This is a genomic window from Vreelandella venusta, assembly GCF_015689495.1.
Taxonomy (GTDB): Bacteria; Pseudomonadota; Gammaproteobacteria; order Pseudomonadales; family Halomonadaceae; genus Vreelandella; species Vreelandella venusta.
Genome location: NZ_CP065135.1, coordinates 3335062 through 3360239 on the forward strand (window position 1 = coordinate 3335062; position 25178 = coordinate 3360239).

The window sequence follows — 25178 nt, forward strand, 5'->3', positions numbered from 1 at the left end:
AGTCAGTCGCCATTTAACAAAATCGTTATAGCGGCGTTGGGCGGTAGCCAGGAATGGCCTGTTCAAAGTAGCCGTCAGCCTGTTGACCAACGCCACCAAGGCCACGGAATACAAAGCGTAAAAATAGCCCGCGATCATTAAAGTCATCACCCACAGGGGCGGTGTCGTTATCGTCTATCCACTCACGCCAGACAAGCTGTAAGCCGTAGCAGCAGTCGTTCCACTGAACGCCTGCCAGCCGTTCAAGCGCGCGCTCATTGGTTTGGTCGTATAGATAGCGACCAATCAAATCAATCCTCGGGCTGGCTTTCCAAGCAAGTGACAGATCCCACTCTTCTCGGCTGTAATCTCTAAAGCCGTCATCACCAGGTACAACGCCTGGATCAAAACCTTCGATCTCCCAACGATAACCAAGGTTCACTACGTGGCCAGCGGGATGGCGATAACGCGCATCAACGCTAGAGCGCTCAGTCTGTTCACGCTGGTCGTCGTATAACCATTCATACCCCGCACTCCACCGATTATTAATCTGCCAATCAAGGCGCGTCACCAGCGGAGAGCGATCGCGAGTAGCTTGATAGCGGCTAAGCGGATTCACACTTGGGTCATCTTCTGGATGAGCAGGCAATGTGTCCGGGTCGCCTTCACTATCAATGCGACGCTCGGATAAATAAACGCTTTGCCCAACGCCAAACGTTAACCGATCCCGCCCAGTGGCGTCTTCAATAAAGCGAGATTGTACGCCAAGCGACACGCGATTGAGATCACCTAAACGATCAGCGCCGGAGAAACGATGAGGTGACCATAGTTGATCCCATGAGAACGCTCGCTCGCGGCTGTCAAAATCAGGCAGTTGTGTTTGGTTAGTACGTGGGACGTAGGCGTAGTTCAAACGTGGCTCAAGGGTTTGACGATAGTCTCGTCCGCTCAGTTCTAATTCACGCTCAAACACAAGGCCACTATCTATCGATGTGACCGCCGCACTACGGCTGGGAGACGTGCCTCGGTCAGTGACGCGATCGCCATAATCCAACTCATAAGCGGTATGCCATAATTCGGTACGCGGTTCGATATAGCCCCAGGGTTGCTCAAAACGCCAACCAATCGCTGGCGTGAGATGCAGCCGCGTGCCGATGGCGGCTTCTCGCTCAGGCACCTGTCGCTCGTCTACATCACGCCAGAAATAGGTCACGTTAGAGTGCCACTGTGTATAGAGACCACCGCCTAACTGCCAGTCAGAGCTCGCTGTCAAACTGGGCAGACGATAAAACGGTTTATCGGAATCACTCAGCGGGTCTTCCAAGCGCTGAAAACCTTGGGCTCGGGCATCTAACTGCCAACGTTCACCGCGGTAATCTACCTGGGCCATCCGCTCCATACTAACGCGATCACTATTGCCAAACTCACCACCGAAATCATCGAAATAGCGACCATCGCTGGCGGCACCATAGCGCAATTGGTAATCACTGCGTGGCGTCAGCGTTCCTGCATGCGTGGCATCAATATACCAGCGATCATTGCCTTCGAAGCGGTTATCACCATTTTCACTGCCGTCATCGCTATTGATATAGCCGCCTTCTACCGTTCCTCGACTCTCTTCAAGTAGATAGCGGTACTCACCATTGAGTAACAGCCCACGATCAGACATCCAGCGCGGTGTAATGGTGGCATCTTGATTTGGTGCGATGTTCCAGTAAAAGGGCTGCGCATAGTCAAATCCCTCGTTAGAAAAGCTAATAGAGGGTGACAGCAATCCTGTGTGACGACGGTCATCAATGGGAAAACGTAGCCAAGGCCAGTAAAAAATCGGCACGTCTTTTACTTCTAACCGTGCGTGCCGTGCGGTACCAAATCCTGCGGCTTGATTCAGCTTTATATCGCTACTCACGAGTTGCCAGCTGTTGGCCCCTGGATCACACGTCGTAAACGAAGCATTGTGTAGACGATATTGCTCTTCACCGGTTTGCTCTAATTGACTGGCCTGGCCGCGTAAATGCTGTTCGTAAAGCACATAGTGGCTGTTGCGTAACGAGGCTCGGTCATCGTTGAGCATTAACGTGGCTTGCTCGCCGCGCACTAGCGCCTGACCATTTCGTATGGCGAGATTGCCTTCTGCATCGACACGTTGGCGGTCGGCGGGTAAATACATCTGCGCTGCCTGTAGCTCTGTGTTTCCACGACGCAGTACAACATCACCGCGCAACAAGGCTTCACCATCGGCGGCGTAATCGGCTTCCAGGGTCTCCACCGACAACGTCTCGGGGTTATCCACCGCAGGCAAGCGGTAGTCAGGCATCACATATCGCCCTCGACACAGCTGATGCGGTGCTTCCTCTTGGCTCCAGGCCTGCCAGTCAAGCGCCTCGGCAGGCAGCGTCTGGCCTTGTGCCACCGCTGAAAATGAGGCGCTAGCGAGCAAACTGCCCATCAGTGTGTGCGCAACCGGTACGGTACGCGAGATTCGCTTGCCCATGTTCGTTATCCTTGGCATCCAGAATCGGTATTATACAGCCCGCATGATGCCCGACCAGCAAGGAGCTTGCATGTCCTCTTCTAGGATTGACGCCCTCACCCAGTGGGCAGCTGAACAAAATGGCCTAAATAGCGCCGCTATCCGCCTTTCCCCAGCGGGCGGTGACGCAAGTTTCCGGCGCTATTTCCGGCTGACACTACCCTGTGGCGGTACCCGCATAGTAATGGATGCCCCCCCTGCCCAGGAAGACTCAGCGCCGTTCGTCGCTATTGGAAAGCGTTGGTATGCAGCAAAGCTGCCCGTTCCGTATATTTACGCCGCCGATCTCGACACGGGTTTTTTACTGCTTGATGATCTTGGAGATACCCCTTTACAGACGCTCTTCACTGATGAAAAGCGCATTCAGCAAAGTTATTTCGATGCGCTATCGTTACTGGCTAAGCTACAAAACCACGCCAACCCTGCCGCGCTGCCTCCCTATGATGCGACGCTGCTGGGCCGCGAGCTCGATCTTTTCACAGAGTGGTGCCTAGACAACTGGCTGTCGCTATCAACGCCAGCCAGTTGGCATGCGCTGCGTGGTCACCTCATTGAGCAAGCGCTTGATCAACCCGTCGTCAGCGTTCATCGCGATTACGATGCAATGAATATCATGGTGCACGACCAGCAGCTTTACATGATTGACTTTCAAGACGCGGTGGCAGGGCCAATCAGTTACGACGTTATTTCCTTACTGCGCGGGCGCTACTGCCGCTTTTCTCAGACGCAGTTTACGCAGTTCGTCGACTCCTTCTATCGTCAAGCGCGTCAAGATGGGCGCCTCTCTGGCCATCTCAGCAATGATGAATTTCTTGCCCAATGCCAAGCGATGGCGGCTCAGCGCTCACTCAAAGTGCTGGGAATTTTTTGCCGCCTAACGCTTCGTGATGCCAAGCAAGGCTATTTATCACGCCTGCCGCATTTTTTAGCCCATTTAGAAGACAGCCTAACTGCGCTACCTCAGCACCGCGAGTTTGCTGAATGGGTAAGTGCCACATTGCGCCCTGCCATCACCCAACGTTTAGCGGAAAGCACACTATGAGAGCGATGATTTTAGCCGCGGGACTTGGCAAACGGATGCGGCCACTTACCGACCACTGCCCAAAACCCCTGCTCCCCGTAGGCGACAAGCCACTTATTGTGCACCACCTCGAACGGCTTAAGCGTGCAGGCATTGAAGAAGTGATCATCAACGTGAGCTATCGCGCCGAGCAGATAATGGCAGCACTTGGTGATGGAAACGACTACCAACTACGGATTCTTTGGAGCCATGAAGAGACACCTTTAGAAACCGGCGGTGGCATTCACAAGGCACTCCCCCTGCTTGGTGATGCCCCGTTTCTGCTGGTCAATGGGGATGTCTGGTGCGATTACATTCCGTCAGAATCACTGTTACAGGGAAGTGACGTCGCCCATCTTGTGTTAGTAGATAACCCATCCTACCACCCTAGCGGTGATTTTTCCCTTATCAACGGGCGCGTTGGAGTGGAAGGCCACCAGCGCCTCACCTTTGCCGGCATTAGCCTGCTGCACCCGGATCTTTTTGCAGACCAGACACCAGGGGCGTTTGCCCTAGCACCACTACTTAAACAGGCAATGACAGACAAGCGTGTCAGCGGCGAGCACTTTTCAGGCCACTGGGTCGACGTGGGCACGCCAGAGCGCCTAGAGGCTCTTGAACATCACCTTTTAACGCAGCAGATTAGCAAGCGATGAAAAAGTGCGTCTATCGCTATAAATGTTATGCTTCGCAACTACCTATAGGTGCCTAGATGAGGAGAGCGACGTGAAAGCACGGGTAAAATGGACAGATGGTCGCCAATTTGTAGCAGAGTCCGGTAGTGGGCACAGTGTCGTTATCGACGGCCCCCCTGATCATGGCGGCCGCAACACCGGCCCCCGCCCAATGGAAATGCTATTAATGGGCATGGGTAGCTGCACCGCCTTTGATATTTTGAACATTCTCGATAAAGCCCGCGCCGATGTCACCGACTGTATCGCGGAGCTTGACGCTGAACGCGCCGATGAAGTGCCCTCTGTGTTTACCAAAATCCACGTACACTTTGTGGTGACTGGCCGCAACCTAAAAGAGAAACAGGTACAGCGGGCGGTTGAGCTCTCCGCAGAGAAGTACTGCAGCGCATCTATTATGCTGACACAAGGCGGCGTTGAGATTACCCACTCTTTTGAGATTGTCGACGCTTGAGCTACTCGGAGCGCCATCGTCCCTATTTATTAAAAAAATTAACGCGGCTGGATGCATACCATGCACTTGGCGGGCATAATACGCTCGCTTGTTTTTACCCCTACTGCGTAGCAAACAGCCGCTTTGCAGAAAGCGACTACAGCATCACGGTGACAAGTTACTACCGGTTCCGGCGCTGGCTCGTCGGGGTGTCTTCATCTGCCATAGGGAGGTTCGGACGTGTCAGATAATCTCCGACTCCACGGGTTTAATAACCTGACTAGCTCGTTGAGCTTTAACATTTACGACATCTGTTATGCCAAAACCGAAGAGCAGCGTGCGGCTTACATTGATTATATCGATGAGCTTTACAACGCCGAACGTTTGACGCAGATTCTAAAAGACGTCACCAATATTATTGGCGCTCATGTGCTCAATATTGCTCGTCAAGACTATGAGCCCCACGGGGCCAGCGTTACGATTCTGATTGCTGAACACGAGCTGGATGAAGCAAACCCAGAGCAAACTGAACCAGGCCCTGGACCGCTACCTGAAACAGTCGTGGCGCATCTTGATAAAAGCCACGTGACCGTGCATAGCTATCCTGAGTCGCATCCTGACAACGGCATCAGCACCTTTCGATTGGATATAGATGTGTCTACCTGTGGCCACATCAGCCCATTGAAAGCACTGAACTACCTAATCCACAGTTTTGACTCTGACATTGTCACTATGGATTATCGGGTTCGCGGCTTTACACGCGATGTCGATGGTAAAAAGCTGTTTATTGATCACGACATTACCTCGATCCAGGACTACTTGGCAGAAGATACCAAGCACGCCTATCAGATGATCGATGTAAATGTATATCAAGAGAACATGTTCCATACCAAAATGCTGCTGAAAGACTTCGAACTTGATAACTACCTGTTCGATACATCGCGCCGCGACATTACCTTCGAAGAAGCACGAGACATTGAAAGCCGTCTGCGTAAAGAGATGCTAGAGATTTTCTACTCTCGAAATCTGGACTAACGTCTGCTTTCAGAGTTAACGAAAAGCCGTTTTGCCTTAGTAGCAAAACGGCTTTTTTTATTAACGGATGTCGCTAGTAAACGCTTGGCTCACCTTCCGGACGCGTTTTAAAGCGTCGATGAAGCCATAAGTACTGTTCAGGATACTTGCGAATCGCTTGTTCGATAAATTCATTTACTCGAGTGGCGTCGGCTATTTCATCACCGCTTGGGAAATTATCAAGCGCAGGCAGGCAGGTGATGGTGTATGTCTGGTTATCAGGATTGCGGTGGAACATCAACGGCACCACTGGCGCCCCCGTCATTCTAGCGATTTTTGCAGTCAGCCTGATCGTAGCGGCCTGTTGACCGAAAAGTGGCGCGAACACGCTGGCATCACGGCCAAAATCTTGATCCGGTGAATACCACACAATATGTCCTGACTTTATTCGCCGCACAACACCACGCAAGTCATGCCGATCAATCGCCTGACCAAAAATCCGTGATCGAGCACGGGTCATAAAGCGTTCGAATAACGGATTGTTGTGCTGACGATAGACCACATCGGCAGGGAAAAATAGCGAATGCAGCGCTCCCCCTAAATCCAACGTGGAGAAGTGAATACCCACCACTAGCACGCCCTTGCCTTGCGCTTTAGCCTGTGCGAGATGCTCTTGGCCGTGATAGGCCACTCGGTGCCGTAATCCCTCTGCGTCACGGCACCAACCCGTGGCTGTTTCCACTAAGCCAATACCGTTGGCGATAAACACTTCTCTCACCAAACGACGCTGCTCATCGGCACTTTTTTCAGGGAAACAGAGCGCAATATTTGTCTCAGTGATATGCCGCCGACGTTTTATAAAGCGCCATGCTGCCAAACCAATTATTTTCCCCACCCATAACTTAAGCCGCCAGGGAAACCAGGCAACAAGATGCATCGCGCCTATCGCAAGCCAGGTTGGCCAATAACGAAGGTGTGCAAACGACTGCGGATAAGAGCTTTTAGACATACTGGTAACCGTTTAAGCCAAGGCCCCATGGTAGCGGCGCGGTGCTCTTGGCAGCACTCCCGTTAACAAGGTGTAGCTGATGGTATCGCAATAGCGTGCTACCTCATCAATTGACAACACAGCGCCATCGCTGGCGGCTCCCCACAGCACTACCTCACTACCGATGACAGCTCCCGGCACGTCGGTGACATCTACGGTTAGCATATCCATGGAGACCTTGCCGGCAATCGCACAGCGCTGGCCATTCACTAATACCGGCGTGCCATCGATGGCGTGGCGATCATAACCATCGCCATAACCTGCTGCGACGACGGCAATTTTAGAACGCCGGGATGCACGCCAACGGCCACCATAGCCAACAGACTCCCCCTCCTCTAGTTCACGAAGGGCAATAATTTCAGAACGCAAGCTCATTACCGGGCGCAGTTGCCGGGTGATATCGTTGGCATCTTCCAGCGGGTCGCTGCCATACAGCATAATACCAGGGCGATTCCAGTCGCCGTGGGCGATTGGCCATGCCAGTGTTGCAGGGGAGTTTGCTAAGCATAGGGGCGCATCAAGCGCTTCTGCCAATGTCTTTAAAGCGGCCATTTGTCGATTAAAGTAGCTGCCCTCACGTGCATCTGCTGTCGCAAAGTGGCTCATCAAATGCAGCGCTGTCACCTGTGGTGCGCTGGCTAACCGCTGCCAAACACCAGGCGCCTCGTCTATAGAAAAACCTAAACGATGCATGCCGGAATCTACTTTCATCCATACCGGAATAGGCTGACGGGGTGAAAAAGCCAATAAGGCCTCCACCTGCCACTCACTGTGAACGCTGATCCAAAAATTGTGTTGATCAACCAGCGCCAGCTCGTCAGCGGTAAAGATACCCTCAAGCAGTACAATAGGCTTTTTAATTCCCCCTTCACGCAGGCTAATCGCTTCTTCGATGCAAGCAACAGCAAATGCGGGCACATCAGCTTCTAGCGCACGCGCGCACTCAAGTGCACCATGACCATAAGCATCCGCTTTAATAACGGCTACCGAGCGACTTTGGGGGGCGCAGCGGCTCGCTAGCTGATAGTTATGACGCAGAGCGTCTAAATCAATATGGGCCACCAAGGGGCGCATCACGTTTCTCACTTACACAGTCAATAGTTAACGGTTGGTCAACCAATGGGCGTCAAAAACAACGCACCGAGCAATGAACCCGGTGCGTTATGGTCGTTGTGGCACAATAGCTTACCGCGGCTAGCTCTCGAAAATAGCGTTGAGGGAAAGGCCCTGTTTTTCCAATGAACGGCGCAGCTTCTTTAGTGCTTCAACTTGAATTTGTCTAACACGTTCGCGAGTTAAGCCAATTTCTGCACCAACCTCTTCCAACGTAGCGGACTCATGGCCTCGCAAACCAAAGCGGCGTACAACCACCTCTCGCTGCTTATCGCTTAGCTCATCCAGCCAATGGTCTACGTGCTCACGCACATCGCCATCCACTAGACATGCTTCCGGCCCTAGCACCTCATCGTCGGTTAACGTGTCGATTAACGGCTTATCGCTTTCGCCACCCATTGGATAATCTACCGAGGAGACGCGCTCATTAAGCCCAAGCATCTTCTTAACCGTTTCTACGGGCTTGTCGAGATGGTCAGCGATCTCTTCTGCTGTTGCTTCATGATCAAGCTTTTGGGTTAGCTCACGCGCTGCACGCAGGTAAATATTGAGCTCTTTAACCACATGGATCGGCAAGCGAATGGTGCGCGTTTGATTCATTAGCGCCCGCTCAATGGTTTGTCGAATCCACCACGTGGCATAGGTAGAAAAACGGAAGCCTCGCTCAGGATCAAACTTTTCCACAGCCCGAATTAGCCCAAGATTACCCTCCTCAATTAGATCAAGCAGCGTAAGCCCGCGATTAAGATAGCGTCTGGCAATTTTAACAACTAGGCGAAGGTTAGACTCGATCATCCTTGACCGCCCAAGCGGGTCACCTTTGCGTGCTAAACGGCCGTAGTAGACCTCTTCTTCCGGCGTTAATAACGGCGAAAAACCAATTTCATTGAGATAGATTTGTGTCGCGTCCAAGCTTTGAGTCGATTGACGCTCATCACGGCCCAACGCTTTTTCAAAGGCGTCTTCCTCCTCAGAGACATCATCGACACTATCCAGCGCCTCTTCCACAGCGTCCAGGTCAACCTCCTGTAGGTCTTTCTCCAGCATACTCATGGTAGTATCCCCCGTTATTTCGCCTAACCGCCATTTAGAAAAGTAAAGGTGGCCGCACTCCCTGTGCACTTACACCATTGTTGTTATATGACGCCCTAACTCTAGCTATTCGGGTTCCCCAAGCACACCAATTAAAAGGTTCGCTTGGCAATGATTAACGGGACGGCAGATAATCCAAGGGATTTTGAGGCTGCCCATCACGGCGTACTTCAAAGTGCAGCTTGACACTGTCCGCATCGCTATCGCCCATCGTGGCGATCACTTCTCCCGCTTCAACGACATCATTTTCTTTAACGCTTAAGCTATCATTATGTGCATAAGCACTCAGATACTGATCGTTGTGTTTGAGTAGTATTAAGTTACCGTAACCTCGTACACCGCTACCCGCATAAACAACGATACCAGGGCCTGCCGCTTTGACAGGTTGCCCCTTTTGACCGTCGATATCAATCCCAGCGGTGATAGAGCCACCCTGGCCAAACTCTCCGGTTACCTGGCCTGTCGTTGGCCACTGCCAATTAATATTATCAACAGGTGTAAAGGTGCGTGAAGAACGGTCAACGCTAGCGGTTTGGCTCGGCTGCTCAGCCTGAGCGGTCACTGCTGGTTCTGGTTCTGGCGTGGGTTCCGGTTTGGGCTCTGGTTTAGGCTCAGGCGTTGGTTCCGGCTCAGGCGTGGGCTCTGGCTGAGGCGTCTCCACAGCAGGCGTTGTCTCGGGGGTAACGGCACTTGCGCTATCAGCCACTTGCTGTGCGGCGGCCACCGACGCTTGCTCAGCACGTTCCGCTCGCTCAGCCGCTAAACGCTGGTTGCGCTCAATCGCACTCTCATCGGGCAGTAACCAATCTAGCTGCTGATCGTTACTTGCCACGGAAGTCGCTTGAGGATTCAGCCCTGTTGCAACGGCGCCTGACGCCGGGCGTTCTGGGGCAGGAGAGCCTGCCGACGGGCGACTTGATGCCACCGCTCCTTCACGCAGCGCAATGGTTTGGCCTGGGTAAATTTGGTAAGGGGCGTCAATATTGTTGATTTGCGCCAGCTGACGATAATCCAGATTATGCTGCCATGCGATGCCATAAAGGGTATCGCCTGCTTTAACAGTATATTGAGGTGAGTCTGCTACCGCGCGGCGTGCTTCACTTAAGTCACGCACTTGTGGGGTGTTTTGCTGCTGACTGGCGCAGCCGCTAACAGCTAACGCCAATACTGACATGATGAAAACCTTACGCATGAAAACCCTACTCCTTTTCAACGTCGCGCGCGTTTCCTGTTGATCTATGTCCGGCATAGTGCACTGCGCGACGGTTTAATAACACCACCAATAGTGCGCCAACCACCATTAGTGCAAGAACGCCTACCGTTTGTGCAGATGCACCAGACAATACCGCATAGTCACTAGGCAAGAGATAACGATGAGCCAACGGGATCATTTGCCCATCAGGGCCAAGCTGATAACGTACCAGCTCTTTCCACGGCCATAACACGGGTAACGAGCCAACAATAAACCCGAGCAAAAGCTGTAGCGTAGAATCATGATGGCGACGCAGGAGCCACGACAACAGTCGTGAAAATAACGCCAAGCCAACAACACATCCCAAGCCAAAGAGTATGATAATACCGATATCAAAGCTTCGAATAGCCCCTAAAATGGTGCCATAAAGTCCCATGGTAAGCAGCAAGAAGCTACCAGACACGCCTGGTAACAGCATGGCGCTAATCGCGATGCAGCCAGCGACCATCACTACCAGAGCTTCATTACCAAGAAGTAACACCAGCGGCATCATACCTGGCAGCGACTTGGCTAACAGCAGCCCGCCTACCATTGGCAATAAGTACCAAAACTTCCACCCTTTGCCCGCCTTAGCGACAACAAACCCCGACGCAGCCACCAAGCCGAAGAAAAATCCCTCAATCAGCAGCGGGTGCGCATCCATTAGCCAGAGCGCTAGATGAGCCACACTGAAAAGGCTAACCGCAACGCCCAGTAGTAGCGGCACTAAAAAGGCCAAATTTAAATGTTGAGCCAACGCCAGCCAACCACCACGACGCCAAGCGATGAAGGCACCGGGGCCAAACTGTTTGATGGTATTAATGAGCTCTTCATAAATACCGGTAATAAATGCGATCGTGCCACCTGAAACACCGGGCACCGCATCGGCTGCCCCCATCCCTGCGCCTTTTAAAAACAGCTCTACAAATCGACGCTTCAATCCACCACTCCTTGCAATAGAGGTACAAAGCGTACGGGCTCGAGCCGACGCTTTTCAAAGGCACTACCAATGCGTTTTATTTGGGTGAGCCATTGGCTACCGTCAGGCTCTTCCAACGGAGCAATGAGTACACCATCATGGTTAAGCTGCTCCAATAGGGCTTCTGGCAGCGTTTGAGCACAAGCGGTTAATAAAATCACATCAAAAGGCGCAGCTTCCTGCCACCCTTCACCACCATCAGCCACTGCCAGCGTCGCTGGAGCACCAAGCCGCCACAGCCGCTCTGCAGCGCGCTGATGTAATGCCTGAATACGTTCGACCGAGTACAGCATCGGCACCAGCCGGGACAGTATCAGCGTTTGATACCCCGAACCGGTCCCCACCTCCAGCACACGCGTTGGGTTAGCCCGCAGTACCAGCTCGGTCATGCGCGCAACTGTCAATGGTTGCGACAAGGTCTGGCCAAAGCCGATAGGCAGCGCGGTGTCTTCATACGCACGGTGCGCCAACGCTTCATCAACAAACAAGTGCCGAGGCTCAGCTGCCATAACATCAAGCACCCGCGCATCTTGAATACCCTGCTGCTCAAGTCGCTCTACCATGCGATCTCGAGTCCGCTGAGAGGTCATGCCTCGTCCGCGCAGTTCGTTGGGCGAAAGCTTAGGCAAAAGCATCCAACCAATCCTGCACGTCGCTACGCGCGGGGTGGCGCGTTAAGTCAGTTTGAAGTGGAGTAATGGATACATAGCCCTCTTCGATAGCCGAGAAATCGGTATCTTCACCATCATCAGCGTTAGCCGCCACCGGGGCTATCCAGAAGCGCGTATGGCCACGCGGATCTTTTACGGGAACAGGCTTCTCTGCTGGTCCGCGATAGCCTAAACGAGTCACTCTAACGCCTTTAATTTCTTCCCATGGAACATCTGGCACGTTGACATTCAAGAGGGTGCGGGGTGGCAGCGATAGCTGATCGGCAGCACCGATTAAGCTGGCCGCCACTTTCGCAGCCGTCGCGAAATAACGCTCGCCACACAGCGACATAGCAATGGCGGTCATGCCCAAGTTGCGCCCTTCCATGGCAGCCGCCACAGTGCCTGAATAGAGCACGTCATCGCCAAGATTGCTGCCGTGATTAATCCCCGAAATAACCAAGTCAGGACGCTCATCCCAGACGCCGTTCACGCCCAGATAAACACAATCAGCAGGCGTACCGTCCACGCTATAAAAGCCATTATCCAGCGCGGTTAAAGAGAGTGGACGGGAAAGGGTCAGCGAGTTACTGGCGCCGCTGCGGTCTCGATCAGGAGCAACCACACGTAAATTCGCATGGGCGACTAGCGCATCATGAAGTGCCCGCAAGCCCGGCGCATGGACACCATCGTCATTGGAAAGCAGCAGTCGCCGCATTAACGTCTCCTTCATGGATGCCTAACAAAGATAAGCGCACGTTAGGCGCATTAAGCAAAATCTGGGTGAGCAATTAATTCACTCACCACCGCCGTGGCAAAACTTCCCCGTGGTAAGGCAAATGAGAGTACCACGGCATTAGGCAATATCTCGATACTAGGCGAAATCAACCTTGCTCGCAGCGCCCGATGGGAGCGTTTCACAGCGCTTTTCAGCAATCCCTCGCACAACACGGGATGCCTCGCTAACAGGCGTTTTTCGTAGTCTGCCACCTGATACTCGGCAAGCTCCCCGACTCCCCACAGGGCACCCGTTGGATGAATATCAAGCGCAGCAGCACGACTAACCAGGTCGTCGTCAACGGTATCAACAGTAAACACACTGTGTGTGCCATCCAGCATGAGCATATCGCCCGCCAGCGGCTGGCACCACGTTCCATCTGCCAGACGCTCGCTCAGTAGCTCGTTAAACAAAAAGCTCCGCGCAGTAGAGAGCATCATGCCTTGGCGATCATCTCGCTTGCGCCAGCCTTTCGCTAAAAGAGCCTCTGCACGCTGTAAATTCCGCCCTTCAGGCCCAAAGCGCTGGGGTCCAAAATAGTTAGGCACACCGTGATGACAAAGCGCCTCCCAGCGGTCAACAAAATGCTGACGTTGAAGCGCTTCGCCACTAAGTCGCAACGTAAAGTGATTGGTACGATGGACACCGCGTTTTAGCTTTCGGGGGTGCCTAGCCTGAGCCAACACCTTAATACCCACGGCGGCTAGTGATTCGCTCAAATCACTTGGCGCTTCGCGCCCGGGTAAATGAACACTTAACCACTGTCGCGTCACTGCGACACGATCCTTCATCCCGGAGTAACCCACATCTCGAAGTGTGACACCACACAGGCGGCTGACGCTTTTTACTACATCTAACGTGGTTTGATGGCGCTTTTCAAGACGCAACCACAAGTGCTCACCGTGATTTTCAGGCGTAAAGTCCAGCTGCTCGTCAACGATAAAATCTTCTGGCTGAACGCGATAGCACCCTGGGCTAGGGGCTCCGAACTCGGCATCTAAGCTGCGCTGCCAAGCGGGTAAGTTAAGCATTTAATGCCTCTTGATGCTCAACCAACACCACCGCCTCAGCGGCGATACCCTCACCTCGTCCGGTAAACCCAAGCCGTTCGGTCGTTGTGGCTTTAACATTGACCTGTCCAAGGCTAATACCCAAGTCTTCAGCGATGACAGCGCGCATCGCCTCAATATGCGGCGCCATTTTAGGCGCCTGGGCCATTAACGTGGCATCCAAGTTAACCACCGAAAAACCCTCGGCGTGAACCAAATGAACCACGTGGCGCAATAAATGGCGGCTATCTGCGCCAGCCCATGCAGGGTCAGTGTCGGGGAAATGCCGCCCGATATCACCGAGCGCGCACGCACCCAGCAGTGCGTCACTGATAGCATGCAGCAACACATCGCCATCCGAGTGGGCAACAAAACCATGTTCGAAAGGCAGCTTAACGCCGCCAATCATCAAATGGTCGCCAACGCCAAATCGGTGCACGTCAAATCCGTGGCCAATTCGCATTAACAACTCCTTTCAGATTCAGAGGATTGGGCTACTTGCGACGCCATGATAGCGGCAGCAAGGGCAAGGTCATCAGGATGGGTGATTTTAAGATTATCACGGCGCCCACTAACCAGCTTGGGTGCTAGGCCAAGCGCTTCAACCGCCGAGGCTTCATCCGTGACCATACAGTGATTAGCGACAGCGTATTCCAGAGCACGCCGCAAAAGCGCATAACGAAAAGCTTGAGGTGTTAACGCGTGCCACAGCCGATCCCGAGGCTCTGTCGCGGCGCTTAATTGTTCGGCATTGGCTCGTTTCATGGTGTCAGCAACCGGCATCGCCAAGAGCGCGCCACTTGGGTGCTGCTGAGCAGCGTCATAAAGCGCCCACAAATCAGACGATGTGATGCAGGGGCGCGCGACATCATGCACCATCACCATCGCGTTTTCTGGCGCTTTTATAGCGTGCAGCGCATTTAAAACGCTATCCATTCGCTCCGCGCCACCCGCCACTCGCTGCCACTGGGAAAATGGCACCCATTCCGGCTTGAACCAATGATCATCACTATCCAGGCACAGTACAAGATGCGCAGTGGGGAAAGTTTGGTGTAATCGGCTAAGTGTATGGGCAAGAATGGGCTTTTCACCCAGCGACAGGTACTGCTTAGGCTTATCTGCGCCCATTCGCTTACCTTGCCCTGCGGCGGGCACGATTAGCCACAACGAATGGCTCATTCGTCTGCGCCCTCGCTAGGCAAGCCTGGCTGAGTCACCAGCCCCGCATTGATGCCCACTAGCTCTGCTTCAATGGCAACACCTGGTACCCAAAAAAACTGCTCATCGCTACGCACCATGCCCATGTCGCTACGAGCACGCTCTTCAATAGCATCCAGGCCGGTTTTCAGGTCGGTAACTTCAGCCGCCAACCGAGCATTGCGCTCTCGCATCGGCACATTGGCAGCCTCTTGAACAGCAACGCGCTCTTCTACTAGCTGCAAATCCTTCCAGCCACCATTACCCAGCCAAAGTTGGTATTGGAGAAGTCCCAATACAGCAAGCAGCGCACCCATTAGCCATTTATGCATCACCGCATTCCCTTGTTTAGGCCTGAACGAGGCGCATTATGCCATCATGGGCTATTTCCAGCGAGTCACGCTTTATTTAGCAGGCTTTATGAAGCGCTTTTCATTTAAACGGTAATGCGTCGGCCGCCGCCTCACGATAGGCGCTGATATGGGCTCCCTCTTCTTGACAGAATTGGGCGACGCCGGCCGCTAAGCCCGGGTGGACAAGATAGTGCAGCGAGCGTACCCGCTGGGGAGCAAAACCGCGCACTAGTTTATGCTCTCCTTGAGTACCGGGGTCAAACAAAGAGAGCCCCTTTTCCAAGCAGAATTCAATGCCTTGGTAGTAGCAGACTTCGAAATGAAGGCAGTCGGCAACCACTTCACTCCCCCAATAGCGGCCGTACAGCGTGCGATCGCCACGAAAATAGAGCGCCGCGGCAACCGGCTGGTCATTTAACAGCGCCTGCACCAACACAAGCGCCTCAGGCATCGCATGACGTAACCGCTCAAAAAAAACATCATTTAAGTAAGGCGGCCGTCCCCGCTCGTGGTATGTGATCGTGTAGCAGCGAAAGAAATGCGCCATCGCTTCTTGGGTAATTGCCTCGCCCTCTAAACGGCGTAGCGTAAAACCTTGCTCAGCGACCAAGCGACGCTCGCGTTTAATCATTTTGCGACGTTTCGACGTAAGGCTGGCTAGGAAACCTTCAAAATCACCAAAGTCGCGATCTCGCCACTGGAACTGAACGCCTTCTCGCGCAATTAACGCTGGAAATTGGCGCTGCCAGGCATCCACTTCGTCATCTTGAGCAAACAGGAGGTGCCAACTCGATAACGCTTGCTCTTCACAGTGCGTTTGCCACGTCGCTGCTAATAATCCGCGAACCTCTTCGGCGTTAGCATCATTGGCAATTAAGGTGCGCGTACCTGGAACTGGGGTAAACGGAATAGCACTTAATGCCTTGGGATAATAATGGCCACCTGCTCGCTCCAGTGCATCCGCCCACCCCCAATCAAACACATACTCACCGTATGAGTGGTGTTTGCGATACATGGGTAACGCGCCCACTAAGCGGCTATCTTGCCATACGCAAAGATGGCAAGGCTCCCATCCGGTCGCTTCACAGACAGAGCCACTACTCTCTAATGCATGCAAAAACGCGTGGCGGAGAAAAGGCTGCTCACCACTCACCAGTGCGTCCCATCGGTCGGCATCCACATCATCGATAGCGGATAGCGTAATGCATGACAGTGAGCGCGACAGCATGATGTCTCCCGAAGCCTATCGTTTAAATAGTGAAAGTGTGACCTTACCACCAACCAAGCTATCTGTGCTTTTGTTGATGCTGTCACTTCTATTTGGAGTGAGGTATTCAAGTAGCCACACAAACGGCTATTGTTATTAAGAAATAACTCAAGGAGCTGCCATGAAACGCGATTTAATGCGCCTGTTGGACACTCAGCGTCATGCGTCTGGCCAAGCGCCCTTTCCCTCATTAAGGTTGCGACGAGAGCGTTTAGCCCGCCTTGCACGAATGACGAAGCATCACCAGCGGGACATTATCCAGGCCATTCAAACTGACTTCGGCAGGCGTAGTGAGACAGAAATACGCTTAGCGGAGATTAACGCGGTGCTGCATGCCATTCGCCATACACGGCGACACCTCTGGCACTGGATGCGTCCATACGCTGCCAACATGCCATGGCGTTTATGGCCTGCCCGCGCCCGTATCGCTCCTCAGCCTCTGGGCGTGGTGGGTATTATGTCGCCCTGGAATTACCCCTGGAGCTTAGCGCTGATGCCCGCCATTGACGCTATCGCAGCGGGCAATAGCGTTATAATCAAGCCCAGCGAGTACGCTCCTAATACCAGCGCTCTCCTAGCTAAGCTGGTGCCGCAGTATTTTACCGATGAAGAAGTAGGCGTTGTTGAGGGCGGCCCAGAGATAGCAAAAGCGTTTAGCGCACTGCCTTTTGATCATCTGGTTTTCACTGGATCGACGGCGGTGGGCCGCCAAGTTGCACGTGCCGCTGCCGAGCAGTTAACCCCAGTGACGCTTGAGCTAGGTGGTAAATCACCCGCTATTGTGGCGAGTGACGCTGATCTGGATCGTGCAGCCGCCTCAATTATATTTGGCAAGGGAATGAATGCTGGCCAGACCTGCATTGCACCGGATTATGTACTGGTAGAAAGCCACCACCTGGAAGCACTTATTCAGGCGCTCAGTCGAGCTATCGAACAGCAACGCCCCAGCGATAAAGAGGTCACGGGCTTTGTCAGCCCTCACCATCAGCAGCGCAGTGAGCGGCTGATAGCACAAGCGAGAGATCACGGCTGCCGCATCATCGACACCGGGCAACACGCACCAGCGCTGGTTATTGATCCAACCCAACACCTTGAGCTGATGCAAGAGGAAATTTTTGGCCGTGCGCTACCGCTTATCAGCGTTAAAAACATCGAAGACGCGATTACCTTTGTGAATACCCGGCCTCACCCACTGGCACTTTATGCCTTTACCGACGACAAAACACTTCAGGCAACCTTGCGCCATACCACTCGCTCTGGTGCGCTGGTATTTAACGAAACGCTACTTCATCACGCCGTTCCCTCGCTGCCCTTTGGTGGCGTTGGCGAAAGCGGCATGGGGGCTTATCACGGTCGCCATGGTTTTGAACGATTCAGCCATTTACGAGGTATTTTTTATCAATCAAAGCGGGCCTCTAGCGCACTAGTGAGGCCGCCTTATAAGCGCTGGCTATTGAGATTACTCAGGATTGGCTAAAGCTGATAAACAACAGCCTACCATCGGTTCCGAAGCCCCTTTATCCGCAGACTAAACGGGGCTAGGCAATCGGTTAGTGACGGAGTTTATTCCCCTAGCCGAAGCGAGTGGTGATATTCTTTTAGCCAACGCTTTTTACCTGGTGCAACGAATTTGGGCACCCAACGTGCAAAAAACATTGCCATGGAGGCTATTGATGGCGCATGACCTGCTTGACCGCTTACGCGAACGCTTAGAAGAATTAAACCGCTCAGAACGCAAAGTTGCCAATGTCATCCTGGAGGACCCAGCAATTGCCACCAGCTTGAGCATTGCCAGCCTTGCCCAAGCGGCTAGCGTCAGCGAGCCTACGGTCAATCGGTTCTGCCGCAACTTCGGCGCCAAGGGCTATCCCGATTTTAAAATCAAACTTGCTCAAAGCCTCGCAGGCGGAACGCCCTATGTGACGCGCGCTGTCGAGCCTGGCGATACCGCAACGCAGTATACCCATAAGATTTTTGGCGCGACGATTGCCGCCCTGGACGAAGCCCAGCGAGAGGTCGATATGGCCGCCGTTGAGCGCATGGTTGATTATCTTACTCAAGCAAAACAGATTCATTTCTTTGGCTTGGGTGCCTCAGGTGCCGTCGCCCAAGATGCCCAACACAAATTCTTCCGCTTTAACTTGCCCGTCATGGCCTATGTAGATGTGCTGATGCAGCGCATGGTGGCCGCCGCCTGTCATACCGGTGACGTAGTGGTGATTATCTCGTACACAGGCCGCACCAGAGAACTGGTCGATATCGCACGCGTTGCTCGCGAATCAGGTGCCGTGGTACTGGGAATCACCGCCCCCAACTCGCCGCTTTCCTTGGAATGCACCTCGACTCTCGAAGTCGCCACCCCCGAGGACACCGACCACTATATGCCCATGACCTCGCGGATGATTCAACTAACGCTGATTGATGCCTTAGCCACCGGGGTTACCCTAAGGCGCGGCGAAGACTTCCTACCGCACCTTAAGAAAATCAAAGACAGCCTGCGTGACACCCGCTTTCCCATAGAAAAAGCGGCTAAGTAACCAGTCAGACAACTATCGCTGATACGGATACCTTAACTGCTGACGGCAGTGGTAACGGTAATTTCTACTTTTAACTCATCAGCCGGCAGCGGCGCGCATACACAGGTGCGTGCCGGTGCATAGCCTTCTGGTACCCAGGCATCCCACACTTCGTTCATTGCAGCAAAATCATTACCGTCTTTAAGATAGATAGTCGCACTCAGCAGTTGCTCACGGCTGGAGCCAATTTCTTTTAACAAGGCATCAACCCGCGCCAGCATACTCTCGGTTTGCTCCTTAATTCCTTCGTGGCGCGCTTCAGGACCGCTTACCTGACCACACAAATAAGCCACACCTTGATGAATAACGGCACGGCTCATACGGGCTTTTGTATCATGGCGTTGAATTGTCATGGTTCAATCTCCTGGGTAGGACAAAAAAAGCAGTGTAAACCGCCACCGTCTTATTGCCTATGCCTTGTTAATTACGCCCGCTCCGTAGGCACAGGACGATGCTCGAAGACACGCCGCAAAACAAAGCTGGTGTGGGCTCCGGTGACCCCTTCAATGCGGTTGATCACGTGCAGCAGCAGGTGCTGATAATCGTCCATATCGCGAACCAGTATCTTGAGCTGAAAATCTGCCGCTTGGCCGGTGATAATCAAACACTCAATCACATTGGGGATTTTACGAATATGGCGTTCGAAGTTATCAAACCGTTCAGGCGTATGTTGATCCATTGAAATGTGCAGCAACACCATCAGTTGATAGCCCAACTGACGCGCATCAACATCGGCTCGGTATTGGGTAATTAAGCCATGCTCCTCTAGCGCACGCACTCGGCGCAAGCAAGGTGAAGGGGAAAGGCCGATGCGTTCGGCTAACTCCTGATTACTAATCCGCCCCTCCTGCTGCAGCACATTCAGGATGTGGCGATCAAAACGATCAAGTTCAAGCGGCACGACAGACATAACAAGCAGCTCCTACCAACAAAAAACAACAATGCGATATTTATTGCCAATTATTGGCAATAAAACCACATTTTCGCAATAAACTTTCGCCTTGTTTCCAGTAAACTGTATTGACTGTCACAAGCAGCCCCGACACGGTGTCTTACCCAGGCACCTGCTAACGCGGCTTACGCCACAAGCGGCCGCCCAACTAAACTTATCGCCTTCAGGAAACTCACCATGTCTGCTTTTGATCATCGCAAATACCGCCCTGCTCCGCGTGTTCCCGCTTTCAACCGCCAATGGCCTGACCGCGACTTAACGCAAGCGCCAATTTGGCTAAGTGAAGACCTACGCGATGGCAACCAGGCGCTACTAGAGCCGATGACGGTTGAGCAAAAGCAACGCTTTTGGCAGCAGATTATTAAAGTGGGTATTAAAGAAGTAATGGTGGGCTTTCCCTCGGCTAGCCAGCCAGACTACGACTTTGTCCGCTGGCTAATTGAAGAAGACCAAATTCCAGACGATGTCACTATTGCGGTACTCGTTCAGTGCCGCGAACACTTAATCGAGAAAACTTTTGCATCGTTGGAGGGCGTCAAGCGCGCCATTATCCATCTCTATAACTCCACCTCTACCATCCAGCGCGAGCGGGTGTTTGAGATGGATCGCGATGGCATTACCGATATTGCCGTGCAAGGCGCTACCTGGGTGAAGACCTATGCTGCCCAACACCCCGATGCTGACTGGCGTTTCCAATATTCGCCGGAAAGCTTCTCTAGCACTGAAATCGATTTCTCACTGGCCATCTGCGAGGCGGTGATGGATGTTTGGCAGCCGACGCCAGACAACAAGTGCATCCTCAACTTGCCCACTACGGTAGAAGTCGCGGGGCCGCATCACCACGCTGACCAAATTGAATATTTTTGCCAGCACATTAGCCGTCGCGATAGCGTGATTATTTCAGTACACACCCACAACGACCGCGGTGGTGCCGTTGCTTCAGCAGAATTGGCACTATTGGCAGGAGCTGACCGTGTCGAAGGTACGCTACTGGGTAACGGCGAGCGCACTGGCAACATGGATATTGTTACCTTGGCAATGAATCTGTATAGCCAGGGCATAGATCCAAAACTGGATCTCTCCAACCCAGACGAAATCGTCCAGGTGGTGCATGAATGCACCGGTATTACTATGCACCCGCGCCATCCCTGGGTTGGCGAGATGGTGTATACCGCGTTTTCTGGCAGCCACCAGGATGCTATTCGTAAATCTCTCAAGCATCAAAAACCCGACGAGCCTTGGCAAGTGGCTTACTTACCCATTGACCCGCACGATATTGGCCGCGACTACCAAGCCGTTATTCGGGTGAATAGTCAATCTGGTAAAGGCGGCATGGCCTTTTTGTTGGAGCGAGACTATGGCATTAATTTACCGCGCTGGATGATGCTGGCACTTGCTCCTTACGTGCAGCAAGAGAGCGAGCGTCGCAATGGTGAGCTTTCTAGCGAAATTATTCGCCAAGTAATGTTTGATAACTTTACTCAGGATGCGCCGCTGGCATTGGCCGATTACCGGCTATCAAAAGGTCAACACGAAGGCATTGAAATAACCCTTTGGCAAGGCGCCGAGACGCTGCGTTTGTCAGGCACTGGCAACGGTGCCATGTCAGCCTTCACTGATGCCTGGAAGCAGCATTCGGGTAGCAATGTAGCCATTATTGACTATAGTGAGCACTCATTGGGTGGCGACAGCGAAGCCAATGCAATTGCCTTTGTGCAGCTGAATATTGATGGCCAGCGACTTTGCGCCGTGGCGGAAGATAGTGACACCGTTAGCGCATCGCTGAAAGCGCTACTGTCGGGCATTAATATGGCACAAGCTACCAAGCAGCATCAGCAAAAAGACGCTGCTATTGAGGCCTGAGCGCTTACTCAGCACACTCGATTCATTTCAGCACTAACGGGTCTCCGGTGAGGCGTTTGGCACCCATCCATTCGCCACACTCGATACACTCGCCAAAGTCTCTTGCTCAATTCGCTGCAAAGCGCCGCCAGTACACTTAAGCTTCATTTGGCGGCGCTGCTCTTCTGCCTTTGCCCTTTGCCATGGCTTGACCTCGCAGCGCATCCATCCGTGACAGCCGCCCTACCGACGTTTGATCAAGCACCACCGTCTCTCTTGAAGAGGCGCTTTCAATACTCTCCTCTCGCAAAGAAACCTCTAGCGCTCACAGCTTCTGGCTTATCGCGGCTGTCTCTACGTCAGGGTGACTCACCTGCGTCTCCTAGAGACCTTAACGCAGAATAAGCACCGGCAAATGGGCATTACGCAGCATGGTGGTCGTCGTGCTGCCCACTAACAAGTGACGAATACGCGAATGGCCGTAGGCCCCCATGACCAGCAGGTCAATACCGTGCTCCTGCTTGTAAGCACGCAAGGTTTCTTCCACTTCGCCAGCGCGAATTGCGCCTGCAGCGTGGTGGCCTGCAGATTCAAGGAGATCGATTGCCCACTCAAGCTGCGATCGGTTTTCTGCCGTCTCAGCGCCCACAATCACGACATGGCAGGCAGCACCTTCAAAGAGCGGGCTTTTGGCCAGCATCTCAATGCCTTTGCGAGCTGTTTTGCTGCCATCAAACGCCATCATCACGTTTTTCGGCTGTGTAAACTGCTTAGGCACCATCAATAGTGGGCGATGCAGCTCACGCACGACGCGTTCAAGGTTAGAGCCTAGATGGCCACTGGCTTGATGCGCAGTTTCACCACGCTTGCCTAATACTAGCAGGCGCATCTCCTTTTCATTCTCAACCAGGGTCTCTACCAACGTGCCGTTACGCTGAAGGCAGAGTGGATCCGCAATACCGGCTGCCATTGCACGTGCTTTTGCCGCATCGAGCATATAGCCCCCCTGCTCACGGGCAACTTTCGCGCGCTGCTCTTCAATATCCGAAAGCTTTTCAAGCAAATGCTCTCGGGTTCCTAAACCTAAATTACCGGTTAGGTCAGGCTCCGCCACTTGGGAGTGGTTATCCAGGGTATGAATAAAGCTTAATGGCGCATCAAGCGCTTGGGCGGCCCAGACAGCATAATCACAGATACTTTCTGAATATTGAGATCCATCAATAGCGGCGAACACACGATCAGACATAAAAGCGACTCCTTGAGCGGGTGCGTTAAGGTTTTTATTATTCTCATTCTTTTTTACACGAACTTATTGATCAGCGACACCTTAACGCGTTCTTTCTGATCCCCCTATCGTTATAGCCTGGGTGGTACACTTAGCTGCCTATCAACGCGGCCAGTTAAGGAGTCACGATGGGGAATGGTATCGCGAGCATACTGCTGGTAGCACTTGGCGGCGCATTGGGCGGCATAGGGCGCTATGCCGTTTCTAATCTGATCGCCCATCTGCTGGGCAAAGCCTTCCCCTGGGGTACCCTGCTAGTGAATGCCAGCGGAGCGTTTATAGCGGGCGGGCTGCTTGGTTATTACGGAGTGCCAACCGTACAGCCAGTGTGGCTCTTTGCTGTTGCAGGCTTGCTAGGTGGCTACACCACCGTTTCGTCATTCAGCTTACAAACTATTGAGCTGTGGCAAAGCGGCCAAGCGCTGCGTGCCGCTTTAAATATTGCCGCAACCATAGTGCTCGGCATAGTGATGGCCATGTTCGGTTGGCTGTTAGCTAAGGAGTTGCTGCTATGAGCTGGCAAGCCTACCTAGCCGTCGGAATAGGTAGCGGGCTTGGCAGCGCCCTTCGTTACGGGGTATCTCTCGTATCTTTGGCAGCATTTGGCGGCCACTTCCCTTGGGCCACGCTGCTGGTTAACGTGTTGGGTTCTGGCATTATCGGCTGGATTGCCGCTACCGCCTCACGCTTTCCTAACGGCAAGCTTGCGCACTGGCAGCCGCTGTTAGTGGCCGGCTTTTGTGGTGGCTTTACCACGTTCTCACTCTTTAGCTTGGAAACTTTGCACCTTATTCAACAAGGGCTTTCTGGGCTAGCGCTGCTTTATGTGCTCATCAGCCTACCGCTTTGGTTACTGGCGGCCTGGCTAGGAGAACGCATAGCGCTTGCTCGTTCGTCTAACCGGTAAAGTCAGTCTTAAGTTCAGCTCGTAAATCTTATTGCTAATTAACCTCATGCTCATTGAAATATAGGTATTTTATGCGCGAGCAGTTAGAGCGGCAGCAGTCATGGGTATACCTGGGGTTTATCTGCCTAGGGCTTATGATGGGCCTGATAGCTCCCTTACTAGCATCATCGCTTGAACAGCTGTTATGGCCGCTACTCGGCATACTGCTATACGCCACTTTTACGCAAATACCGCTATTACATATCAAGCAAAGCGTTACCGATAAACACTTTATGGCAGCGCTGCTAATTGGCAACTTTATAATTATCCCTACGTTACTTGGGTTATTAGTGCTAGGAGTTTCTGTATTGGGGCTCCCGCTTTCCCCACCGGTGATAGCGGGTGTCTTGCTAGTACTACTGATGCCCTGCACCGATTGGTTTATTACCTTCACGCACTTAGGCAAAGGCGATGCCGCCCGGGCTGTTGCGGCAACGCCACTGCTGCTGCTCATCCAAATGGCCGCATTGCCCGTTTATCTGTGGTTATTTTTAGGCGGCGAGTGGTTTCAGCTAACTTTTTCTACCGACCTACTCAGCGCGTTTGCTGGACTGATCCTGCTGCCCTTGAGTTTGGCATGGCTAACGGAACTTGCCGCCAAGCGATCTTCAGCTATCAAACGCTCTGTGAGTTGTCTCATTTATTTACCAGTGCCGCTGCTAGCACTGGTGGTGTTCATCATTGCCGCTTCGCAGGTGAATAGCGTGCTAGGGCTTAGCCATGTGCTGTGGCAAGTTGTGTTTATCTTTATCGGCTTTTTAGTCATCGCTGGGTTGTTGGGTAAAACGTTAGGCAGTCTATTCAAACTACCGCCTGCCAGCGCCCGAACACTTGCCTTTAGTTTTGGCACGCGCAATTCGTTTGTCATGCTACCCATTGCGCTTACCCTGCCCAATGGCTGGCAAGCTGCGGTAGTCGTTATTGTTTTTCAATCGTTAGTGGAGTTATTTGGCATGGTAGCGTTGATACGCTGGGTGCCCAGTAAGCTAATTCCGAGCCAGCTATAAAAAACGCCGGCCCCTTAGCATGGTGACCGGCGTTAAAGCGTACGTATTGATTAACGCAATATCAGTATCGGAATTTGGCTACCGCGTAACTACGCTGCTGTG

At 52.9% G+C, this 25178-nt stretch carries 27 protein-coding genes; 10 read left to right on the plus strand and 17 right to left on the minus strand.

All coding sequences use genetic code 11. The annotated features are described in order from the left end of the window. Positions 1-25 precede the first annotated feature (25 nt). On the minus strand, positions 26-2473 hold the full coding sequence (locus IR195_RS15645) for an LPS-assembly protein LptD (protein WP_206048026.1): 2448 nt from the start codon (positions 2471-2473) through the stop codon (positions 26-28). 70 nt (positions 2474-2543) lie between these two features. Between IR195_RS15645 and IR195_RS15650 the strand changes: the two genes are divergently transcribed. From IR195_RS15650 to speD, 4 genes are all read left to right on the plus strand, one after another. After that, positions 2544-3554: an aminoglycoside phosphotransferase family protein gene (locus IR195_RS15650; protein WP_206048027.1), complete on the plus strand. Its 1011-nt coding sequence runs from the start codon at positions 2544-2546 to the stop codon at positions 3552-3554. Next, the gene (gene murU, locus IR195_RS15655; RefSeq protein ID WP_206048028.1) at positions 3551-4228 is read left to right on the plus strand and encodes an N-acetylmuramate alpha-1-phosphate uridylyltransferase MurU; all 678 of its coding nucleotides are present in this window, start codon (positions 3551-3553) and stop codon (positions 4226-4228) included. Before IR195_RS15650 ends, murU begins: the two co-directional genes overlap by 4 nt. 70 nt (positions 4229-4298) lie before the next feature. Further along, positions 4299-4718: an OsmC family protein gene (locus IR195_RS15660; protein ID WP_038477634.1), complete on the plus strand. Its 420-nt coding sequence runs from the start codon at positions 4299-4301 to the stop codon at positions 4716-4718. Between the two features lie 219 nt (positions 4719-4937). Next, complete coding sequence (gene speD, locus IR195_RS15665; RefSeq protein WP_125750880.1) at positions 4938-5732, plus strand: adenosylmethionine decarboxylase; 795 nt, start codon at positions 4938-4940, stop codon at positions 5730-5732. A gap of 73 nt (positions 5733-5805) precedes the next feature. Here speD and lpxL read toward each other — a convergent pair whose 3' ends face one another. The 12 genes from lpxL to IR195_RS15725 form a co-directional block, all read right to left on the minus strand. After that, entirely contained in the window at positions 5806-6720 is a 915-nt protein-coding gene (gene lpxL / locus IR195_RS15670; protein ID WP_146941836.1) for an LpxL/LpxP family Kdo(2)-lipid IV(A) lauroyl/palmitoleoyl acyltransferase, read from the minus strand. Positions 6721-6732: 12 nt separating this feature from the next. Continuing rightward, entirely contained in the window at positions 6733-7833 is a 1101-nt protein-coding gene (gene alr / locus IR195_RS15675) for an alanine racemase (protein ID WP_206048029.1), read from the minus strand. 120 nt (positions 7834-7953) lie between these two features. Then, the gene (rpoS, locus tag IR195_RS15680) at positions 7954-8925 is read right to left on the minus strand and encodes an RNA polymerase sigma factor RpoS (protein ID WP_125750889.1); all 972 of its coding nucleotides are present in this window, start codon (positions 8923-8925) and stop codon (positions 7954-7956) included. A gap of 154 nt (positions 8926-9079) precedes the next feature. After that, positions 9080-10156 carry a peptidoglycan DD-metalloendopeptidase family protein gene (locus IR195_RS15685; RefSeq protein WP_206048030.1) on the minus strand — a complete coding sequence of 359 codons (1077 nt, stop codon included), beginning with the start codon at positions 10154-10156 and terminating at the stop codon, positions 9080-9082. Between the two features lie 7 nt (positions 10157-10163). Further along, positions 10164-11135, minus strand: a complete 972-nt coding sequence (locus IR195_RS15690) for a DUF368 domain-containing protein (protein WP_125750895.1) — start codon at positions 11133-11135, stop codon at positions 10164-10166. Beyond that, on the minus strand, positions 11132-11809 hold the full coding sequence (locus tag IR195_RS15695; protein WP_125750898.1) for a protein-L-isoaspartate(D-aspartate) O-methyltransferase: 678 nt from the start codon (positions 11807-11809) through the stop codon (positions 11132-11134). The genes IR195_RS15690 and IR195_RS15695 overlap by 4 nt, the downstream gene beginning before the upstream one ends. Beyond that, positions 11796-12542 (minus strand): 5'/3'-nucleotidase SurE, encoded by a 747-nt coding sequence (surE, locus tag IR195_RS15700; RefSeq protein ID WP_125750901.1) that lies wholly within the window; start codon positions 12540-12542, stop codon positions 11796-11798. The genes IR195_RS15695 and surE overlap by 14 nt, the downstream gene beginning before the upstream one ends. Positions 12543-12592: 50 nt before the next feature. After that, a complete protein-coding gene (gene truD, locus IR195_RS15705; protein ID WP_125750904.1) occupies positions 12593-13633 on the minus strand; it encodes a tRNA pseudouridine(13) synthase TruD in 1041 nt (346 codons plus the stop codon). Beyond that, the gene (gene ispF, locus IR195_RS15710; RefSeq protein ID WP_125750907.1) at positions 13626-14114 is read right to left on the minus strand and encodes a 2-C-methyl-D-erythritol 2,4-cyclodiphosphate synthase; all 489 of its coding nucleotides are present in this window, start codon (positions 14112-14114) and stop codon (positions 13626-13628) included. Before ispF ends, truD begins: the two co-directional genes overlap by 8 nt. Next, positions 14114-14830 (minus strand): 2-C-methyl-D-erythritol 4-phosphate cytidylyltransferase, encoded by a 717-nt coding sequence (gene ispD, locus IR195_RS15715; protein ID WP_206048031.1) that lies wholly within the window; start codon positions 14828-14830, stop codon positions 14114-14116. Before ispD ends, ispF begins: the two co-directional genes overlap by 1 nt. Then, positions 14827-15180: a cell division protein FtsB gene (ftsB, locus tag IR195_RS15720; RefSeq protein ID WP_125750913.1), complete on the minus strand. Its 354-nt coding sequence runs from the start codon at positions 15178-15180 to the stop codon at positions 14827-14829. Before ftsB ends, ispD begins: the two co-directional genes overlap by 4 nt. A gap of 100 nt (positions 15181-15280) precedes the next feature. Continuing rightward, positions 15281-16429 carry a GNAT family N-acetyltransferase gene (locus tag IR195_RS15725; protein WP_206048032.1) on the minus strand — a complete coding sequence of 383 codons (1149 nt, stop codon included), beginning with the start codon at positions 16427-16429 and terminating at the stop codon, positions 15281-15283. A 160-nt stretch (positions 16430-16589) separates the two neighbouring features. On the opposite strand from IR195_RS15725, the gene IR195_RS15730 reads away from it, so the two are divergent. Both IR195_RS15730 and IR195_RS15735 read left to right on the plus strand, forming a co-directional pair. Further along, a complete protein-coding gene (locus IR195_RS15730) occupies positions 16590-17945 on the plus strand; it encodes an aldehyde dehydrogenase family protein (protein ID WP_206048033.1) in 1356 nt (451 codons plus the stop codon). Between the two features lie 196 nt (positions 17946-18141). Beyond that, entirely contained in the window at positions 18142-19005 is an 864-nt protein-coding gene (locus tag IR195_RS15735; protein WP_206048034.1) for a MurR/RpiR family transcriptional regulator, read from the plus strand. Between the two features lie 32 nt (positions 19006-19037). Here the strand turns inward: IR195_RS15735 and IR195_RS15740 are convergent, their stop codons facing one another. Both IR195_RS15740 and IR195_RS15745 read right to left on the minus strand, forming a co-directional pair. Beyond that, positions 19038-19397 (minus strand): RidA family protein, encoded by a 360-nt coding sequence (locus tag IR195_RS15740; protein WP_038477690.1) that lies wholly within the window; start codon positions 19395-19397, stop codon positions 19038-19040. 71 nt (positions 19398-19468) lie between these two features. Beyond that, complete coding sequence (locus tag IR195_RS15745) at positions 19469-19954, minus strand: Lrp/AsnC family transcriptional regulator (protein ID WP_125750923.1); 486 nt, start codon at positions 19952-19954, stop codon at positions 19469-19471. Between the two features lie 219 nt (positions 19955-20173). On the opposite strand from IR195_RS15745, the gene IR195_RS15750 reads away from it, so the two are divergent. After that, the gene (locus tag IR195_RS15750; RefSeq protein ID WP_125750926.1) at positions 20174-21859 is read left to right on the plus strand and encodes a 2-isopropylmalate synthase; all 1686 of its coding nucleotides are present in this window, start codon (positions 20174-20176) and stop codon (positions 21857-21859) included. 136 nt (positions 21860-21995) lie between these two features. On the opposite strand, the gene IR195_RS20485 is transcribed toward IR195_RS15750, so the two are convergent. Together IR195_RS20485 and IR195_RS15760 are read right to left on the minus strand one after the other, a co-directional pair. Continuing rightward, positions 21996-22148, minus strand: coding sequence for a hypothetical protein (locus tag IR195_RS20485; RefSeq protein ID WP_241006742.1), 153 nt, complete (start codon positions 22146-22148; stop codon positions 21996-21998). 81 nt (positions 22149-22229) lie between these two features. Further along, positions 22230-23084 (minus strand): universal stress protein, encoded by an 855-nt coding sequence (locus tag IR195_RS15760; protein WP_125750930.1) that lies wholly within the window; start codon positions 23082-23084, stop codon positions 22230-22232. Positions 23085-23251: 167 nt separating this feature from the next. On the opposite strand from IR195_RS15760, the gene crcB (IR195_RS15765) reads away from it, so the two are divergent. The 3 genes from crcB (IR195_RS15765) to IR195_RS15775 all read left to right on the plus strand — a co-directional run bounded on the left by crcB (IR195_RS15765) (position 23252) and on the right by IR195_RS15775 (position 25076). Beyond that, positions 23252-23638, plus strand: coding sequence for a fluoride efflux transporter CrcB (gene crcB / locus IR195_RS15765; RefSeq protein WP_206048035.1), 387 nt, complete (start codon positions 23252-23254; stop codon positions 23636-23638). Then, positions 23635-24030 carry a fluoride efflux transporter CrcB gene (gene crcB / locus IR195_RS15770; RefSeq protein WP_125750936.1) on the plus strand — a complete coding sequence of 132 codons (396 nt, stop codon included), beginning with the start codon at positions 23635-23637 and terminating at the stop codon, positions 24028-24030. Before crcB (IR195_RS15765) ends, crcB (IR195_RS15770) begins: the two co-directional genes overlap by 4 nt. 71 nt (positions 24031-24101) lie before the next feature. Continuing rightward, on the plus strand, positions 24102-25076 hold the full coding sequence (locus tag IR195_RS15775; protein ID WP_206048036.1) for an arsenic resistance protein: 975 nt from the start codon (positions 24102-24104) through the stop codon (positions 25074-25076). The last annotated feature ends 102 nt before the right edge of the window (positions 25077-25178 follow it).

Excerpts from the sequence above, each read along its gene's own strand:
- IR195_RS15645 (WP_206048026.1), bottom strand. The coding sequence starts at position 2,473 with ATGGGCAAGCGAATCTCGCGTACCGTACCGGTTGCGCACACACTGATG.
- IR195_RS15650 (WP_206048027.1), top strand. The coding sequence starts at position 2,544 with ATGTCCTCTTCTAGGATTGACGCCCTCACCCAGTGGGCAGCTGAACAA.
- murU (WP_206048028.1), top strand. The coding sequence starts at position 3,551 with ATGAGAGCGATGATTTTAGCCGCGGGACTTGGCAAACGGATGCGGCCA.
- lpxL (WP_146941836.1), bottom strand. The coding sequence starts at position 6,720 with ATGTCTAAAAGCTCTTATCCGCAGTCGTTTGCACACCTTCGTTATTGG.
- alr (WP_206048029.1), bottom strand. The coding sequence starts at position 7,833 with ATGCGCCCCTTGGTGGCCCATATTGATTTAGACGCTCTGCGTCATAAC.
- rpoS (WP_125750889.1), bottom strand. The coding sequence starts at position 8,925 with ATGAGTATGCTGGAGAAAGACCTACAGGAGGTTGACCTGGACGCTGTG.
- IR195_RS15685 (WP_206048030.1), bottom strand. The coding sequence starts at position 10,156 with ATGCGTAAGGTTTTCATCATGTCAGTATTGGCGTTAGCTGTTAGCGGC.
- IR195_RS15695 (WP_125750898.1), bottom strand. The coding sequence starts at position 11,809 with ATGCTTTTGCCTAAGCTTTCGCCCAACGAACTGCGCGGACGAGGCATG.
- surE (WP_125750901.1), bottom strand. The coding sequence starts at position 12,542 with ATGCGGCGACTGCTGCTTTCCAATGACGATGGTGTCCATGCGCCGGGC.
- truD (WP_125750904.1), bottom strand. The coding sequence starts at position 13,633 with ATGCTTAACTTACCCGCTTGGCAGCGCAGCTTAGATGCCGAGTTCGGA.
- ispF (WP_125750907.1), bottom strand. The coding sequence starts at position 14,114 with ATGCGAATTGGCCACGGATTTGACGTGCACCGATTTGGCGTTGGCGAC.
- ispD (WP_206048031.1), bottom strand. The coding sequence starts at position 14,830 with ATGAGCCATTCGTTGTGGCTAATCGTGCCCGCCGCAGGGCAAGGTAAG.
- ftsB (WP_125750913.1), bottom strand. The coding sequence starts at position 15,180 with ATGCATAAATGGCTAATGGGTGCGCTGCTTGCTGTATTGGGACTTCTC.
- IR195_RS15725 (WP_206048032.1), bottom strand. The coding sequence starts at position 16,429 with ATGCTGTCGCGCTCACTGTCATGCATTACGCTATCCGCTATCGATGAT.
- IR195_RS15730 (WP_206048033.1), top strand. The coding sequence starts at position 16,590 with ATGAAACGCGATTTAATGCGCCTGTTGGACACTCAGCGTCATGCGTCT.
- IR195_RS15735 (WP_206048034.1), top strand. The coding sequence starts at position 18,142 with ATGGCGCATGACCTGCTTGACCGCTTACGCGAACGCTTAGAAGAATTA.
- IR195_RS15740 (WP_038477690.1), bottom strand. The coding sequence starts at position 19,397 with ATGACAATTCAACGCCATGATACAAAAGCCCGTATGAGCCGTGCCGTT.
- IR195_RS15745 (WP_125750923.1), bottom strand. The coding sequence starts at position 19,954 with ATGTCTGTCGTGCCGCTTGAACTTGATCGTTTTGATCGCCACATCCTG.
- IR195_RS15750 (WP_125750926.1), top strand. The coding sequence starts at position 20,174 with ATGTCTGCTTTTGATCATCGCAAATACCGCCCTGCTCCGCGTGTTCCC.
- IR195_RS15760 (WP_125750930.1), bottom strand. The coding sequence starts at position 23,084 with ATGTCTGATCGTGTGTTCGCCGCTATTGATGGATCTCAATATTCAGAA.
- crcB (WP_206048035.1), top strand. The coding sequence starts at position 23,252 with ATGGGGAATGGTATCGCGAGCATACTGCTGGTAGCACTTGGCGGCGCA.
- crcB (WP_125750936.1), top strand. The coding sequence starts at position 23,635 with ATGAGCTGGCAAGCCTACCTAGCCGTCGGAATAGGTAGCGGGCTTGGC.
- IR195_RS15775 (WP_206048036.1), top strand. The coding sequence starts at position 24,102 with ATGCGCGAGCAGTTAGAGCGGCAGCAGTCATGGGTATACCTGGGGTTT.